Annotated in this window: 22 protein-coding genes and 3 pseudogenes; 20 read left to right on the plus strand and 5 right to left on the minus strand. The window is 36.3% G+C overall.

What is annotated here, in order from left to right; all coding sequences use genetic code 11:
* The first annotated feature begins 404 nt into the window (after positions 1-404).
* From AUL54_RS00165 to AUL54_RS00195, 6 genes are all read left to right on the plus strand, one after another.
* Entirely contained in the window at positions 405-1244 is an 840-nt protein-coding gene (locus AUL54_RS00165; protein WP_060962471.1) for a thymidylate synthase, read from the plus strand.
* Positions 1244-1750 (plus strand): dihydrofolate reductase, encoded by a 507-nt coding sequence (locus AUL54_RS00170; RefSeq protein WP_060962472.1) that lies wholly within the window; start codon positions 1244-1246, stop codon positions 1748-1750. The genes AUL54_RS00165 and AUL54_RS00170 overlap by 1 nt, the downstream gene beginning before the upstream one ends.
* A gap of 128 nt (positions 1751-1878) precedes the next feature.
* Complete coding sequence (locus AUL54_RS00175) at positions 1879-2244, plus strand: hypothetical protein (RefSeq protein ID WP_060962473.1); 366 nt, start codon at positions 1879-1881, stop codon at positions 2242-2244.
* 51 nt (positions 2245-2295) lie between these two features.
* Entirely contained in the window at positions 2296-2622 is a 327-nt protein-coding gene (locus AUL54_RS00180; protein WP_060962474.1) for a hypothetical protein, read from the plus strand.
* 16 nt (positions 2623-2638) lie between these two features.
* Positions 2639-3397, plus strand: a complete 759-nt coding sequence (locus tag AUL54_RS00185; protein WP_060962475.1) for a hypothetical protein — start codon at positions 2639-2641, stop codon at positions 3395-3397.
* Positions 3398-3615: 218 nt separating this feature from the next.
* The gene (locus AUL54_RS00195) at positions 3616-3921 is read left to right on the plus strand and encodes a hypothetical protein (protein ID WP_060962477.1); all 306 of its coding nucleotides are present in this window, start codon (positions 3616-3618) and stop codon (positions 3919-3921) included.
* A 41-nt stretch (positions 3922-3962) separates the two neighbouring features.
* On the opposite strand, the gene AUL54_RS00200 is transcribed toward AUL54_RS00195, so the two are convergent.
* Entirely contained in the window at positions 3963-4181 is a 219-nt protein-coding gene (locus AUL54_RS00200; protein WP_020954060.1) for an alpha/beta-type small acid-soluble spore protein, read from the minus strand.
* A gap of 163 nt (positions 4182-4344) precedes the next feature.
* Between AUL54_RS00200 and AUL54_RS00205 the strand changes: the two genes are divergently transcribed.
* The 9 genes and pseudogenes from AUL54_RS00205 (at position 4345) to AUL54_RS00240 (ending at position 8227) form a co-directional block, all read left to right on the plus strand.
* Positions 4345-5172: a metallophosphoesterase gene (locus AUL54_RS00205; protein WP_060965026.1), complete on the plus strand. Its 828-nt coding sequence runs from the start codon at positions 4345-4347 to the stop codon at positions 5170-5172.
* Between the two features lie 9 nt (positions 5173-5181).
* Positions 5182-5403, plus strand: a complete 222-nt coding sequence (locus AUL54_RS00210) for a hypothetical protein (RefSeq protein WP_053574250.1) — start codon at positions 5182-5184, stop codon at positions 5401-5403.
* A gap of 47 nt (positions 5404-5450) precedes the next feature.
* Entirely contained in the window at positions 5451-5633 is a 183-nt protein-coding gene (locus AUL54_RS00215; protein ID WP_060962478.1) for a hypothetical protein, read from the plus strand.
* A gap of 372 nt (positions 5634-6005) precedes the next feature.
* A pseudogene (locus AUL54_RS00225) lies at positions 6006-6334 on the plus strand (hypothetical protein).
* On the plus strand, positions 6334-6882 hold the full coding sequence (locus AUL54_RS00230) for a hypothetical protein (RefSeq protein WP_060962480.1): 549 nt from the start codon (positions 6334-6336) through the stop codon (positions 6880-6882). Before AUL54_RS00225 ends, AUL54_RS00230 begins: the two are co-directional and overlap by 1 nt.
* Entirely contained in the window at positions 6883-7053 is a 171-nt protein-coding gene (locus tag AUL54_RS21420) for a hypothetical protein (RefSeq protein ID WP_201025255.1), read from the plus strand.
* Positions 7054-7243: 190 nt separating this feature from the next.
* Positions 7244-7417 (plus strand): hypothetical protein, encoded by a 174-nt coding sequence (locus AUL54_RS21325; RefSeq protein ID WP_158509230.1) that lies wholly within the window; start codon positions 7244-7246, stop codon positions 7415-7417.
* A 47-nt stretch (positions 7418-7464) separates the two neighbouring features.
* Complete coding sequence (locus tag AUL54_RS00235) at positions 7465-7914, plus strand: group I intron-associated PD-(D/E)XK endonuclease (RefSeq protein ID WP_060962481.1); 450 nt, start codon at positions 7465-7467, stop codon at positions 7912-7914.
* A gap of 127 nt (positions 7915-8041) precedes the next feature.
* Entirely contained in the window at positions 8042-8227 is a 186-nt protein-coding gene (locus AUL54_RS00240; protein ID WP_145930774.1) for a hypothetical protein, read from the plus strand.
* Here the strand turns inward: AUL54_RS00240 and AUL54_RS00245 are convergent.
* Positions 8217-8456 carry a helix-turn-helix domain-containing protein gene (locus AUL54_RS00245; protein ID WP_060962483.1) on the minus strand — a complete coding sequence of 80 codons (240 nt, stop codon included), beginning with the start codon at positions 8454-8456 and terminating at the stop codon, positions 8217-8219. The two genes, AUL54_RS00240 and AUL54_RS00245, sit on opposite strands and share 11 nt — an antisense overlap.
* Before the next feature lie 97 nt (positions 8457-8553).
* Between AUL54_RS00245 and AUL54_RS00250 the strand changes: the two genes are divergently transcribed.
* The 3 genes and pseudogenes from AUL54_RS00250 to AUL54_RS00255 all read left to right on the plus strand — a co-directional run.
* Entirely contained in the window at positions 8554-9108 is a 555-nt protein-coding gene (locus AUL54_RS00250; protein WP_060962484.1) for a hypothetical protein, read from the plus strand.
* Entirely contained in the window at positions 9105-9269 is a 165-nt protein-coding gene (locus AUL54_RS21425; protein WP_201025256.1) for a hypothetical protein, read from the plus strand. The genes AUL54_RS00250 and AUL54_RS21425 overlap by 4 nt, the downstream gene beginning before the upstream one ends.
* Before the next feature lie 36 nt (positions 9270-9305).
* Positions 9306-10226 (plus strand): annotated as a pseudogene (locus AUL54_RS00255) (nucleobase:cation symporter-2 family protein); the annotation flags it as partial.
* Positions 10227-10654: 428 nt separating this feature from the next.
* On the opposite strand, the gene AUL54_RS00260 reads toward AUL54_RS00255, so the two are convergent.
* Positions 10655-10909 (minus strand): hypothetical protein, encoded by a 255-nt coding sequence (locus AUL54_RS00260; RefSeq protein ID WP_060962485.1) that lies wholly within the window; start codon positions 10907-10909, stop codon positions 10655-10657.
* A gap of 707 nt (positions 10910-11616) precedes the next feature.
* On the opposite strand from AUL54_RS00260, the gene AUL54_RS00265 reads away from it, so the two are divergent.
* On the plus strand, positions 11617-12183 hold the full coding sequence (locus tag AUL54_RS00265; RefSeq protein ID WP_060962486.1) for a cysteine hydrolase family protein: 567 nt from the start codon (positions 11617-11619) through the stop codon (positions 12181-12183).
* 249 nt (positions 12184-12432) lie between these two features.
* Here the strand turns inward: AUL54_RS00265 and AUL54_RS00270 are convergent.
* A pseudogene (locus AUL54_RS00270) lies at positions 12433-13016 on the minus strand (DUF421 domain-containing protein).
* 499 nt (positions 13017-13515) lie between these two features.
* Complete coding sequence (locus AUL54_RS00275; RefSeq protein WP_060962487.1) at positions 13516-13785, minus strand: hypothetical protein; 270 nt, start codon at positions 13783-13785, stop codon at positions 13516-13518.
* A gap of 230 nt (positions 13786-14015) precedes the next feature.
* Between AUL54_RS00275 and AUL54_RS00280 the strand changes: the two genes are divergently transcribed.
* Positions 14016-14324, plus strand: a complete 309-nt coding sequence (locus tag AUL54_RS00280; RefSeq protein WP_060962488.1) for an MGMT family protein — start codon at positions 14016-14018, stop codon at positions 14322-14324.
* Positions 14325-14340 lie beyond the last annotated feature (16 nt).

Genomic DNA, 14340 nt, shown 5'->3' on the forward strand with positions numbered 1-14340 from the left:
CTTGCTGCATACTTATTTGCACTGAACATTAATGAAATTAGACATATTACACGAGGAGAACAGAACGTATACGCTAAAGTTACACTTATGCTTTCTAATTCACCGTATAAAGAACTGAAGAAAAATAAGAACTTAGTGTATGGCATTACATTGTTCAAGGGGATTTCGTTCATTATCCCCTTGGCAACCATTGGACTGATTACGCATGGCAACTTGCTAATGTTAGCTTGGACAGCTTTTGCTTTAATTTATACCGGTTTAACAATGTTTAAAATTCTTGATGTTTTGGACGGTGACTCAAACAATAAACAAGACAAGTTCGTGTACATGCTTTTTGTTTGCGGTAATATTGTCTTCGTGATTAACTTTATTATCAGTTGGTTTAGATAAAGGAGAATAGAATTATGACTCAGTTTGATAAGCAGTACAATACAATCATAAATGACATAATTAATAATGGGGCATCAGACGAAGAATTCGATGTCAGAACTAAATGGGATACTGATGGAACACCAGCACATACATTAAGTGTAATCAGTAAGCAAATGCGTTTTGATAATTCCGAAGTACCGATTTTAACGACTAAAAAAGTCGCCTGGAAAACAGCAATCAAGGAATTACTTTGGATCTGGCAGCTTAAATCAAACAATGTTAACGAATTAAACAAGATGGGCGTCCATATCTGGGATCAATGGAAACAAGAAGATGGTACAATCGGCAAAGCATATGGATATCAGCTAAGTAAAAAGAACAGGGAGTTAAACGGTGAGAAAGTTGACCAGGTTGATTATCTTCTCCATCAGTTGAAAAATAATCCATCATCACGCAGAAATATTACAATGCTTTGGAATCCTGATGAATTAGACTCAATGGCCTTAACACCTTGTGTGTATGAGACGCAATGGTACGTAAAACAAGGTAAGCTTCATTTAGAGGTAAGAGCACGGAGCAATGACATGGCCTTAGGAAATCCTTTTAATGTGTTCCAATATAATGTATTGCAGCGTATGGTTGCTCAAGTTACTGGCTATGAGCTAGGTGAATATGTCTTCAATATTGGAGACTGTCACGTATACACTCGTCATATAGACAATTTGAAAATTCAAATGGGCAGAGAGCAGTTTGAAGCACCTGAACTATGGATTAATCCAGATGTAAAGGACTTTTATGATTTCACAATTGACGATTTCAAGTTGATTAATTATAAGCATGGAGACAAGCTTTATTTTGAGGTAGCAGTATAATGCTATCTCTTATTGCTTGCTGCGACAAATCAATGGCCATTGGGCATAAGAATAATCTGCTTTATCATATTCCTGACGATATGAAACGTTTTAAAGGACTTACTACAGGAAAGTTGTGTATTCAGGGGAGACTCACATACGATTCAATCGTAAACATTACAGGAAAACCACTTCAGAACCGAAGGAATATCATATTAACCAGAGACAAGGATTTCAAGCCTGATCACTCTTCCTTTGTTTATCATTCAGTTGCTGATGTATTAAAGCTTATACAAGGACAATTGGATAAAGATGAAGAGGTAATGGTCATTGGAGGAGGCGCTATATACGAGGCATTCTTACCACACGCTGATAAGGTTTATTTAACGATTGTCGACTCATACGCAGCAAAGGCAGATTCATATTTTCCAAGGTTAAATGATGATTGGAGAGTAATTGAAAAGGATCACAGGAAAGCAGACAACAATACCACATTTAATTATTCATTTGTGACGTACTCAAAATAATTTGAGGATAAAAATAAAATAGTTATAGACTTCTGGTAAGTTAAATGATAAGATAAAGACAAGTTAAAAGCTTGTCTTTTTTTACATACTTTTAGAGTAAAAATAAAATAATAAATAGGAGTGACGATATGAAAACTGCAACAGATTATCTTGTTTCCATTTCCAAACCTCTTGTTGCAATTGAGGAGACTAAACAACGACTTCAAAATGAAATTGATAACCTTTATAAAGAGCTAGGCAAAGTTGATAAAGAGCTCAATGAATTTTATCACAAGCTAGAAGAGGACAAATTTAATGCTTCAGAGGGATATCACCTTTCGTTAAAAGGTCAAAAGATATTGAGAAAGCGAAGAAACTTAAAACAAGAGCTCCAATTAATGAACACACTTTTCGGAAGTTTAAACAATAACGGATGGACTCTTGAATCACTAAAAATTGCAGAGTATAGGATTAGCAAAAAGAAAAACAAGCATTTAAAGTATGAATCAGTTTAAAAAACAATATTCACATTGCTAAATATTTAATCCTTATAAGGAGGTGATTAATTGCAACAAAAAGAGCAAGAATTGTTGTCAAAGAAAGAACGGCTTGAAATTGACGTTTTAGAAAAGGAAGTAGCTTTACTTCGGCTGGAAGTGGAACATGAAGATTTTAATCTCCACAAAATTGGGGAGATTGGAGTACTTAAGGATTTTCTTTTATACATAAAGAAATACAGAGCAATGTTTACTGTGCAGCAAGCAGAAGAATTTAGAAATATGGATGACCGAATGAAAGAAATCATCAAAGTCCAAGATGGACGAGTTATGGTTGATGAAGAAGCTTTAGAGAGATTTATTGAGGAAATTGAGAATCAAATTAATTTAACTTAGAGTGAGGAGTTAAGAAATGAAAAACGTAAATCAAACGGTTATCAATAATGCGAATACGGTATTTGAAAAGAAGGACGATAAATATTTCGGTTATAAATCTCGTTTTGGAGATATTGTTATTGGCGGCGCGTATTCTTATAGATTCGTTGTTCACTATGCAAAAACGAATCAAGATGTTGTTATTATATCTGGTGATGTAAATACGGTAACGACTCCGGTCTGTACAACACTAGAGGAACGTTTATGGAAGCCGGAGAAAAGCGCCCAAGCCCGCCGTGATGAAATCGTTGAGCATGCGAAGGCGGATGTTGAGTGTCTAAGGGAGCACGGATTCTATCATACGGGCATTGACTCATCGAAAGGGAACGAGACTTACCAAGTAAAGGTTTATTACGTTGAATTTATAGTGGATTCAAAAGAACGAAAAGTGACGGCTCTGGTTAGACGGCTTAACGATAAGACACCACGCCATGTTGGTCGAGCAAAAGCCACACCGTCCGACTGCTTCAACGTTCACATCGGAAAGGCGATTGCACTAAGACGTGCGTTAGGGTTAGCGGTGCCAGACGAATACTTGAACGCTCCGCAGCCGACTGAGGTTCGTGTGGGCGATGTTATAGAAGTTACATTAGATAGCGGAGAAATAGAGAAAAAGCCCGTTATTTCTTTAAAAGCAGGAAGTCTTAATGTGCATTTGCCGGGAAGGATTATACAGTACCCATCGCATTATGCAAAAATCATCAACGACTCACGTGAAGAGGTGGGAGGTGAGTGACGTATCATAGACTCCTGAAGACGGCGGTGTTTAAAAAGTATAGCGGATATGATTGGACTTGCGATGGAATATTTCAAACACCAAAAGTTAAAGGAAACAACAAAAGAAGGAGATCGAAACACGAACGAGCAATCCGAAAAGCAATGGATAGAAAAGATATTAATTATCATAACTAATTTAATATGAAATCTGTATTTTATAGGAAGGAGCAGTGAGCTATGGAGAAAATCAATGGCAGGTATAGGATTGAAATACCTTGTCCAAAGGGGATTTCAGGATGTGCCGTTTGTCATTATTTGTGGATAGACGAAGATGCGTATGGCCAGATTTTCGATTGTTATTATGATTACTATGGCAAAAAACCAGACCCAACATCTGCGGTTCAAATACATAAACACCTGCCGAGAGATATTCATTTGTTAGCAGAAGAATGGGGATGGAATGACACAGAGGTCAGAGAAAAAATTTACAAATGGTTGAGAGAAGAATTTAGCAGTTTTGATGATCTAGGTGTACGGGTTTAGGAAAGGAGCATAAAAAGAGAGGGAATTGCTCCCCTCATAAATTAATGAAATTGCCCATTCATACTTTGTTGAGCTAAGCGAACCAAACGCTTTGTAATCTCTCCACCTACTGATCCGTTTGCTCTACTTGTTGTCTCAGCGCCCAATTGAACACCAAATTCAGAAGCAATCTCATATTTCATTTGTTCAATTGCTGAAGCAGCTTGCGGTACAACTAACTCATTATTATTGTTTGATCTTGATCTGTTTTGTTGAGCCATATGATCATCTCCTAAAGTAATATGTAAACAAGCTTGTTCGATCATATTATGGAGAGGTTTTCTAAGATTATTCATTTTAATTTGAAAAAGAGGTGATTTAAATGACTATCGGTCGTGGAGGATGAATTAAAACCCACTTAATCATAAAGAAATGGGGGATAAAATGAAAATCGATTATGTTTCAGATCTTCATATTAATCACTGGATACCTTGGAACAATAACCAAATCAAATGGGAAAGGCGAACAAGGGAAATTGTTAGAAGGTTAATATCGAATGGACATGGAGAGGTATTAATCATTGCCGGTGACTTTACTGAGTGGAATCAACAGACACTATGGGTACTGGATGAAGTAGCGAAGCAATATGAAAGGGTATATTTCACGTATGGTAATCATGATCTTTATTTACTCAGCAAAAATCAGCAACGAAAATACTCAGATTCATTGGGAAGGTTAAATGATTTAATTCAAAAGGCTGTAGATATCAAGAATGTCACTCCATTGATAAAGTCAACGGATACATACAAAGGTAAAGTCTTTACTGGAGATGTCATGTGGTATCTTCCAAAAGGAAATGACGGATGGGATTTCTTCAAAGGAGTCTCTAATGATTCAAACTATATCAGCCTTAATGGATACAGCAAAGAAGATGGGGTAAGAGCAATGTGGAAAGAGTCAATGGACTGGTATGACACTCTTGAAAACTCTCACATTGATGTATTTGTCTCACATGTCCCTCCTGTTCACAATCCATATTCACCATTTGAGCCTAACAGCTGCTATATGGTCGATTTGCCATTCATTAATGCCGAACATTGGATTTGTGGACACGATCATTTACAAGCTGAGTTTTATATAGAAGGAACGAGCTTTCACATGAACTGTATTGGATATCCGTATGACTATGATATGTACCCAAGAGTAAATGAGATACCAGGTAATCAAGTTGATACGTATAAAACGTTTGAGCTGAAAACATTTGAAATTTGAGGTGAAACCGTGAAGAAAAAATCAGATGATGTGTGGACAGTCGTGTATAAAGATCATGATGAAGAACCTAATGCTTATTCATACTATTCCAAATTAGATGCAGAGACGGCAAAACTGACAATTGAAAAATCAAACGGTACTCAGTTAGTCAATGAAAAGGAAGAAGTCGTTGGGCATATTCATTTAGACTGGGTCTATTTAATCCAAGGAAGGTTATTTAAAACTGACTAAGATAGAGAACATAAAATTCTAATTTTATACAGGAAGGGTTGATAGCCATGACAATTGAAGAAAAGGCATTTTACGCATCTGAAACAATGGTTGAATTAGATAGGGTGTCATATGAATGGCTTATTGAAAGAGCCAAGAGAGCAAATCTTCTTGAAAAGGAGTTTCAAGGGATTGCTGAATCTGCTTACAAATTAAAACAAGAATTAGATGGAGAAGTCGAAGAGGATTGATAAAATGTTGATTTCATTTAGAAAGGAGAAAGAAAATTGAGCAGGGGATTTAATTACGTAACCACTTTAGGAGCTTGTTGGTCTAAAAAGGATAACGATTGGAGGATTTATTACCCGAGAAAGCAAGACGGTTGGGAGCTGCATGATTTTCTAAAGACAGAGGCATTTAATAATTTTATACAGGATTTGAAACAGCGAGGATACGACACAAAGACACTTAGATTATCAGTTAAAAAGAGAAATGGGGAAACTGAATGATCGATTTGTACAAGGAGGGATTGAATGGAGAGCGTAATGTCCTGGTTTGATATAGACTTCAAGACTAAACCAGACAGTAGCATTGATAAAGCTCTATTGCGATTATTTGATCTCATGAAGGAAAGTCTCCACATTTATTTCAATATTAAGAACTCTTCTGATATTCATGAGTTTTTAAAAATCGCAGCAGCAAAAAACAATGTTGATTATTCCTTTATTGAATGGATTAAGGGAAAAGGTATCCCAAGGTTAAAGAAATTGATTTTGAAAATTTACCAAGCAATGATCAATTTCTTGCAATGATTGAGATTGATGAATACTGTCTTAAATGTGAGATGGATTTTAAAGAACCAGAAGAGGTAAGGGGTTGCATCATCACGACCATTAATAGCATTCAGGAATATACTAATATTTGCAAACAGATAATCAAAGGAGAGTTTTAATGGCGAAAACAGAATTTAATGTTAATGATATATTAGAAAATTATAAACGAAGAGATGAGGAACGTAGGGAATTCATCATTCATGAAGGCTACACAGCTATCGAAGAGATCATTAAAGAAGTGAACCAAAGAGGATCACTAAATGAAGCAGATATTTATTATGGAACACCTAAACCACAGCTAAGCTTCTCTGACGTTGAATTAGGCTACATGCTTACTTCAATGATGGAATATGCGACAAATCATGTAGGAAATCCAGTTGATGAGGAATGTGAACTTGAAAATAAGCTGGCTTACTTTGAGCATAAGGACGAAATTGTTCAAATTTTTGAAGTATATGGACAAGGTACTGATAGCTGGTTTTTGAAACCAAGTGACGAAACAATTGATAAATTGAATAACACAGCTTACGGGGTGTATTTGATCCAGTTCGATGATTTCATTAATTACACTAAAAATAAAGATAGTGAGAGCAACAAGCTTTCTTCAAGTAGTACGATCTTAAATGACATTGCCGGTGGATATACAGTCGAAAGGGGTTCTAAGTAGATGATTGTAACAGCTTGGATTTTGTTCGTTGCATTCGGGCTTGTGTTGTTGGCAAGAATGGATTCCCACGGGGATATTAAATTTGCAGTGTATATTGGTGTAATAAAATTTATTTCAGTTTTTATTGTTGCCATTGCGGCAGGAGTGATATGGGGAGGATTATTTCAATGATAAAAAGGATTATGAGTTTTAAGCATGACGACTGGAGACATATTTTTTTCTTATTAAAAAGTGTAGTGAAGAATTTCTTTAAAGGTGATTTTCATGAAGCAAGCGATGCACTTTATTGGATACGAGTGCACCTGTCTTTTAAGTCAATTAAAGTGAAGTGAAAATATAAAATTATGAAGGAGGCGATTTATTGAACAAATTAGCTAAAGGTTTGAGTTATCTTTTAGGTGTCATTGAAGGGATTTTGATTGGCTATTATATAGCGAAAGGATATTCTATTGCTCAATTGTCGGTAAGCTTTGTCTTCGTGTTGTTATTTGGATTATTGAATTTTAAATTACAATCTAACTCAAAAACTGAATAAAATCGGTCTTTTATTTAGAGTGAAAATAAAATAAGCGGAGGCAATGTATGGGTCTATTAAAAGATGAAAAAAGAAAAACTGGGGATTGTGGAGAGTTTCTAGTTTTATATGACTTAACTAAAAAGGGGTTTGAGCTTTTTGCGCCAATGAACAATGGAAGCTTAATTGATATTGTTGCTATAAAAAATGGGGCAACCTTTAAAATTCAAGTAAAAGCTTCTAATAAGGTTCTGAATGATAAGTTGGTATTTGATATTCGCAGATCTAACAATGTGTATTCGGAAAATAGTTTTGATGTTCTTGCTTTAGTTGACACTGTAAACAATAAAGTCGCCTATTTGAAGTGGGAAGAGATGTATGACCGTAGCACAATAAAAATGAGAACTAGTAACTATAATAGGAATTTTCATAGTCCGCATACCACAGTACATTACTTTGATGATCATTTAGAATTCCCACATAGAGCGAATGATCCTGATATACTTGTTGCCCATTAACAGGTAAAGGCAAATACTTAATCAAGAAATGACATACATAATCGCATAATATAGATACCATAATAATTCCTTAATTTAAAGTCAAATGAAGTTTGAAAAGTAATGATGGAGGAAAGAGGTGGGAACAATTAACGAGGCTTATCATTCAATTCAAGCACTGTGTAATAAGATGGAGAGGCAAATGAAAACAGCAAAGGAAGCCATTGAAGAAAAAGATTTACAAAGAGCCCACCGTAACCTGATTAACCTTTCAGATAATAATGAAGAATTAATGCAGGAAATCAGGTGGGCTCGGAAAGGGATTAAGATTTAACTTTTCTTCTTTCTTTATGGTTCCATTCGTACAGCTCTTCAATTGAGCAACCAATGGCATCAGCAAAAGTCATACCCGTAGCTAAGTTCATATTTGCTTTGGCTCCACTTACATAATCGTGGATACGTTGTCTCGGGTATCCTGTGCGTTTGAAAAGGTCATCAACTGTGAGGTCATATTCAAACATTAATTCATTTAAACGTGGGCGTAGGGGTGTCCATTGCTTCATTTCGTACACTTCTTTCAATATTAATTGACATAAAACAGTGTAGCAAAGGTTTATTTTAATTTCAATTTCGGTTTCAATATTTTAGGAGAGTGATTGATTGGGAGGTACAAACCAAGGTAAGGTTTTTGAAGCAAATATAGAAAAATCAGCTGCAGATCAAAAGCTGTTCTTCTATAGAATTAAAGATGTTAATCCAATGTTTTTAAAAAGGGGAGCTGCAGTATCAAAAAACAAATATGATTGCTTCCTGCACTTTAAAGGATACTTATTTCCTTTTGAACTTAAATCAACAAAAGACAAGTCTATAGCCTTTCGAGAAGAAATTATTAAGGCACAACAGATCAAACACTTAAAAGAAGCAACACAATATCCAAACATAATCCCTGGCTTCCTGTTTCAGTTTAGAGAGCCAGAAAACAAAGTTTATTTCGTACATATTAATGATTTCCTTACATATAAGAACATAGCTGAAAATCAATTGGAACATACATATAAGAATAAAGTAAACAAAGCCAGCATTCCGATTGCCATATGCGAAGAGATCGGGACAGAAGTACGCTGTATGAAGAAAAAAGTTAACTATACATATTACTTGAACAAGCTTTGCGATGATTTGATTAAAAAAGAACAGCAGAGTGTGAGCGTTGTATGAGTGAATTCATTAAATCATCTTCAAAGCAATCGTTTGAAATAGAAAAATATCATATAACGATTGAAAGCATGAATCAACCATCGGCTGAAGCAATTAAGAAAGTCAATCTAAAAGTGAATGAAGTAATGTCTAATTTATTAGCAAAAGAAAAGAGCCATTAAATCGGCTCTTTTTATTGTTGTACTTAAACTATAATGCTTGTCACGATTATCGGGATGACCTTGATGCCGGTTGCAATGAATCATATTGCCGGCGGGGAAGGCAGCAAGGATTTCGGTGATCCGGCTAACCTTGCCCTCGGATTTACGGTGCTTGTCATCATCGTGCTGCTTTATCGGTTTACAAAAGGATTTATGAAATCCATTTCGATTTTAATCGGCATTGTCATCGGGACGGCCATCGCTTATTTTATGGGCAAAGTGCAATTTGACAATGTGGCGAACGCTGACGCAATTCAAATGATTAAACCGTTTTACTTTGGGACGCCGACATTTCATGCGGCACCGATTATTACGATGTCCATCGTTGCCATTGTCAGCCTTGTGGAATCAACCGGCGTCTATTTCGCTTTAGGTGATCTGACAAACCGGAGCCTGTCAGAACGTGATTTAGCAAAAGGCTACCGCGCTGAAGGCCTTGCGGTATTCATCAGCGGCATTTTCAACGCATTTCCGTACACGGCCTATTCCCAAAACGTCGGCCTCGTGCAGCTGACGGGAATTAAGAAAAACGCGGTCATCGGTGTTACGGGCGCACTTTTAATGCTTTTCGGTCTTTTTCCGAAAATCGCAGCTTTCACGACCATCATCCCATCTTCGGTACTGGGCGGAGCGATGGTGGCCATGTTCGGTATGGTCATTTCCTACGGCATTAAAATGCTCAGCCAAATTGACTTCAAAAAGCAGGAAAATCTTCTGATCGTCGCGTGTTCCGTCGGATTGGGACTCGGCGTAACCGTCGTTCCCGATATGTTTAAACACCTGCCGTCTTACTTAAATCTTTTGACCACAAACGGAATCGTCGCCGGCAGCTTTACCGCCGTCCTTTTGAATATTGTTTATAATATGATTCCTAAAACGAAAAAAACCCTTGATGTGACAAGGGTTCAAGAGGGTTAGTCACCCGTTTTTCTTGAAAAAATAACATTTTAATAACATTTCTTTATGAAATCCCGAGATCGAGGATGCTTCCGAAAGTTTGCTGAACTGTGAGGCATCCTCTTTCATTTTATTATTTTTATTGTTTGAAATAGAAACAAATTGAGCGATACGGGTTCCGCCTTACTTCGCTGAAAACTATCCGAAACTGTATGTAAGTAAACATATGACCAAATATAAATGGTTTAAGGAGAATTAAGGGGGCGATCAAACTCGAATACTATTGCCAGAATGCGATACACGATGCTTGATTTAGAAATCCGCGTTTATGCCTGTGACCTCATTGCGGCCGCAGCCATGGGGGATTTTAGGTATTGAACAGGAGGTATAAAGCATGATTACAGTATTCAAAATCACCTAATGAAAGGGGCCAAAAAGGCCCCTTAATTCTAGCTTGTGTAAACTCCATACCACACTCCGCCGCTGTTATAAGAATATGAAAATGTCCATTTAACACCGTTTTCATAAATAACAGAAGCAAAATTATTTGAAGAGCTAGCCACAACCTTTGTTGCCTGAATTGAGATTGAATCACTACTTTTTTCTTTTACAGAGTTTGAAGGAGTCATAGCAAAAGCAGGAGCAGCAGAAACTAATAAAGCAAGAGATAAGGCAGAACCAGTTAAAACTTTTTTCAATTTCATTTTAAACACTCCTTTTATTTTTTAAGTACAACTGTATTATTACATATAATGTAAAAATATTCAAGGGAATTTTTGTCAATGTTTTGTGAACTTATTTTAATTATTGAATCTGTCCATGCGAATTATAGTCGCGTATGGTCTATGAGAAGGAATTTTTATGAGATTAATAGGAACAGGTGAATCGGGAAAAGATTAATGTCGGAAATGCCTGTAAAGGTTATTTTACATTTACTACTCTAAGTAATGATCTATAGCTTTATATAAAGTAACGTGGAGAGTCCCTTTTCTAATAATTTTTATAACACCATATTTATCTGCACGATCTATTTCACTAGCATAAGAGGAGTAAGAGTCAGCTGTTGAATTAGTTGCATTTTTAGTTTTGTCTACTGCCAAATCAATTTAGTTTTCAAGCAACTCTTTAAATACTGCTTTTTTCTGGAATAAAAGTATTTTTCATTGATACAATTCTGAGATATTGGCAATGTACAATCTTAAGAATGTGATGCAATCAAACATTTTTTAATCAGGAAATCGGTATACAAACAAAATGGGGAATTCTCTGTAAAACCGAGTTCGGAGTAATCTCAGATAAAACAATCGGCGGTTGCTTATTTGATGTTTATTTTTCAAGTCATTATACAAAAGTAAAATCTTTATTTAAAATGTTATAATAAATACGAATTTTCAATGTGGGGGGTTATCTTTTGGAAGAGACGAAAAAAGCTTTAATCATTGTGGATGTACAAAAAGCTTTTGATGATAAAAAATGGGGAGAACGAAATAACGTAAAGGCAGAAGAAAATATCAGCAAAATACTGAAATTATGGAGAGAAAAAGGATGGACAGTCATATACATCCAACACATTTCTGATAAACCCGGTTCTTTATTTTATCCGAAAAGTGAGGGAGTTGCGATAAAGGAAATCGTTAAGCCTATGGATGAAGAAGTCATCATAACGAAGAAAGTAAACAGCAGCTTTATTGGTACTAATCTGGAAGAGTTCTTAACATCAAATGGTATAACAACTGTCGTAATAACGGGTTTGACTACGCCTCACTGTGTTTCAACAACCACAAGAATGAGCGGTAACCTAGGATTTGATACATACCTCATTTCAGATGCAACAGCAGCCTTCGGTATGAGAGACCAAAATGGTACATATTATGATGCGGCAGCTATTCACAATATATCTCTGGCTACATTGCATGATGAATTTGCCACAATATTAACGACTGATCAATTAATCAATGATTTTATAAAAACAAACTGATTAACATTATGGCTAAGGCCGGCGGTAGGGATATGCGGCTGAAAAGCATATTCAGGCGCATACAAGGACCTCGTCGGAAAATACAGGGATTACCGACTCTTTTCATCGTCGCAATATCGATTGAAAAAAGGCATCTGCTTCAGATGCTTTTTTTGTTTCTTGTAACCGGTTTCGGTAAAAAATGATCGGCGGTTAACGGTCTGATTCGGCTTCGGTTTTGAATAACCAAAGGTTTTACTAATCAGCGAATCATTCAAGCTTTGTTGGCTTGTGCTGAGTCTGGTGTCTTTTGATTTCCTCGAATATATTGGCTTGATCATCTTTTTCTGGTTGAGGCTCTTTGTTAAGGAATTTTGGATCGATCACATTTTTAAGATCTTTGATGGTTAAAGGCTTACAGTCATCTTTTAATTCGTAGCCTAATTGTCCATTAGCTTCTAAAGTGGCATATTTAATTGTGTTTATATTTGAAATGCCAAGAAGCCTTAAACGCATTTCAAGTTGATCTGCTGTCAGTCTCAACTTCTTTAAGTTTTTTATATTAAGTTGGCCGTCTTCTATAACGAATTTAGATTTTCCGGTTAAAAAAATTCAATCCAGTTTACTTTTACTTGAATCCATTCCATCAAAATCAAAGCACTAAAAAGGATAGACGCAGCGATTAATGTTTTTAATAAACTAGTTTCTAAAATGGGATGAACGATAATCGTACCGATTGAAATCATCACCATTGTCTGTGCGATGGTCATTTGTGCAATGGATTTTCTCCCTGAAATTCTCAGTAAAATCATTCCGAATGCAATTATAATTAATTCTTCCCAAGCAAATTTCATGTTATCACCCTGGATTGTGTTTTATCAAAAATAAAAGAGCAAGTAAGAGGTTTTATGGGGTACTTGCTCACGAAGAATTATTACCCTTACATTTAATTTTATTCATTTTAGGTGTTTTCCTAACTGGAGAAACTATTCTGCGAGGGTGAATTCATTTCGGAATCTCCAATACAAGAGGCGGCGGTGAATATTGATGGCTGAAAAGCACACCAAGGAGTATAAGGAGTGCGTAAGGCATAAAATAGCAGAACCTTGCCAAGAAATACGAGATGTCAATTAACACAATTAAGTCATAGGAAAAGCAGCATGGTTGGGAACAAAAAAGGATGCATACTAAGACATCCTACTAAAATGCAATGAGGAACAACGGTCTGCTGCTGAGACAGAGCTTGAAATACGCCCACAACGCTCTTCGTTGATCATGGTTTTTAAGAGGTTAGTAGGGAAAACAACTATGAAAAAAGGGATGAGAGAAACATCTCTTATCCCTTAGATAATCTTAAAACCAGCCTTGGTATTCACCAGTCCATGTGCCATCACTGTTCTGCTTGGCATCTTTTAAATAGTATTTAACTCCGGCAAATACTGTTACATTAAGAAGTTCTCCACGCGTATTAGCTTTGATATATATCGTTTTTAACACAGCCTGAGGAGCTGCAGTTTTATGACTCCCGCCATCTGCAGTCGGGCTTGCTGCAAAAGCAGGCGCAGCAGAAACAAGTAAAGCAAGTGATAGAGCTGAACCGGTTAAAACTTTTTTAAATTTCATTTAAAACACTCCCTTTTTTATTTGATACAACTGTATTATATAACTGTATGTAAAATTTGTCCATATAAACTTATGTTAACTTTTTGTGAACATAAGAAAGTATTTTCCCCTTGGAGTTTCGTTAACTCGTACCATCTTATTTTAAGTCTCCAGAGTAAGGCATCATCATATGACGTCAGAACTGTTGTATGATACTAGGGAAATCATTTTTAGTCGAAATGAGGAGTTGCATGACATTTACGGAGCGGGCGTTAGCCATTATTAAACAGATACCTGAAGGAAAAGTGATGACGTATGGGCAAATTGCCAATCTTGCGGGAAGTCCGCGGGGAGCGAGGCAGGTTGTGAGGATTCTTCACTCCATGAGTAAAAAGCATAGTCTCCCTTGGCACAGGGTCATCAATGCGAAGGGGGAAATCGGATTGAAAGATGAAGAGCTGTTTTCTGTACAGAAGCTGTCCCTTGAGGCTGAGGGGGTAGAGGTCACGTCAGACGGACGGATCGATCTCAATTTATATGTCTATGATCCGAACATGTAAAAAACCTGCCGTATAT

It is taken from the genome of Bacillus sp. SDLI1, from assembly GCF_001553895.1.
GTDB classification, from domain to species: Bacteria; Bacillota; Bacilli; order Bacillales; family Bacillaceae; genus Bacillus; species Bacillus siamensis.

Coding starts and splice junctions, on each gene's coding strand:
- AUL54_RS00175 (WP_060962473.1), top strand. CDS start 1,879: ATGAAAACTGCAACAGATTATCTTGTTTCCATTTCCAAACCTCTTGTT.
- AUL54_RS00275 (WP_060962487.1), bottom strand. CDS start 13,785: ATGAAATTTAAAAAAGTTTTAACCGGTTCAGCTCTATCACTTGCTTTA.
- AUL54_RS21420 (WP_201025255.1), top strand. CDS start 6,883: ATGATTGTAACAGCTTGGATTTTGTTCGTTGCATTCGGGCTTGTGTTG.
- AUL54_RS00215 (WP_060962478.1), top strand. CDS start 5,451: ATGACAATTGAAGAAAAGGCATTTTACGCATCTGAAACAATGGTTGAA.
- AUL54_RS00195 (WP_060962477.1), top strand. CDS start 3,616: ATGGAGAAAATCAATGGCAGGTATAGGATTGAAATACCTTGTCCAAAG.
- AUL54_RS00200 (WP_020954060.1), bottom strand. CDS start 4,181: ATGGCTCAACAAAACAGATCAAGATCAAACAATAATAATGAGTTAGTT.
- AUL54_RS00185 (WP_060962475.1), top strand. CDS start 2,639: ATGAAAAACGTAAATCAAACGGTTATCAATAATGCGAATACGGTATTT.
- AUL54_RS00245 (WP_060962483.1), bottom strand. CDS start 8,456: ATGAAGCAATGGACACCCCTACGCCCACGTTTAAATGAATTAATGTTT.
- AUL54_RS00165 (WP_060962471.1), top strand. CDS start 405: ATGACTCAGTTTGATAAGCAGTACAATACAATCATAAATGACATAATT.
- AUL54_RS00205 (WP_060965026.1), top strand. CDS start 4,345: ATGAAAATCGATTATGTTTCAGATCTTCATATTAATCACTGGATACCT.
- AUL54_RS00260 (WP_060962485.1), bottom strand. CDS start 10,909: ATGAAATTGAAAAAAGTTTTAACTGGTTCTGCCTTATCTCTTGCTTTA.
- AUL54_RS00280 (WP_060962488.1), top strand. CDS start 14,016: ATGACATTTACGGAGCGGGCGTTAGCCATTATTAAACAGATACCTGAA.
- AUL54_RS00170 (WP_060962472.1), top strand. CDS start 1,244: ATGCTATCTCTTATTGCTTGCTGCGACAAATCAATGGCCATTGGGCAT.
- AUL54_RS00235 (WP_060962481.1), top strand. CDS start 7,465: ATGGGTCTATTAAAAGATGAAAAAAGAAAAACTGGGGATTGTGGAGAG.
- AUL54_RS00230 (WP_060962480.1), top strand. CDS start 6,334: ATGGCGAAAACAGAATTTAATGTTAATGATATATTAGAAAATTATAAA.
- AUL54_RS21425 (WP_201025256.1), top strand. CDS start 9,105: ATGAGTGAATTCATTAAATCATCTTCAAAGCAATCGTTTGAAATAGAA.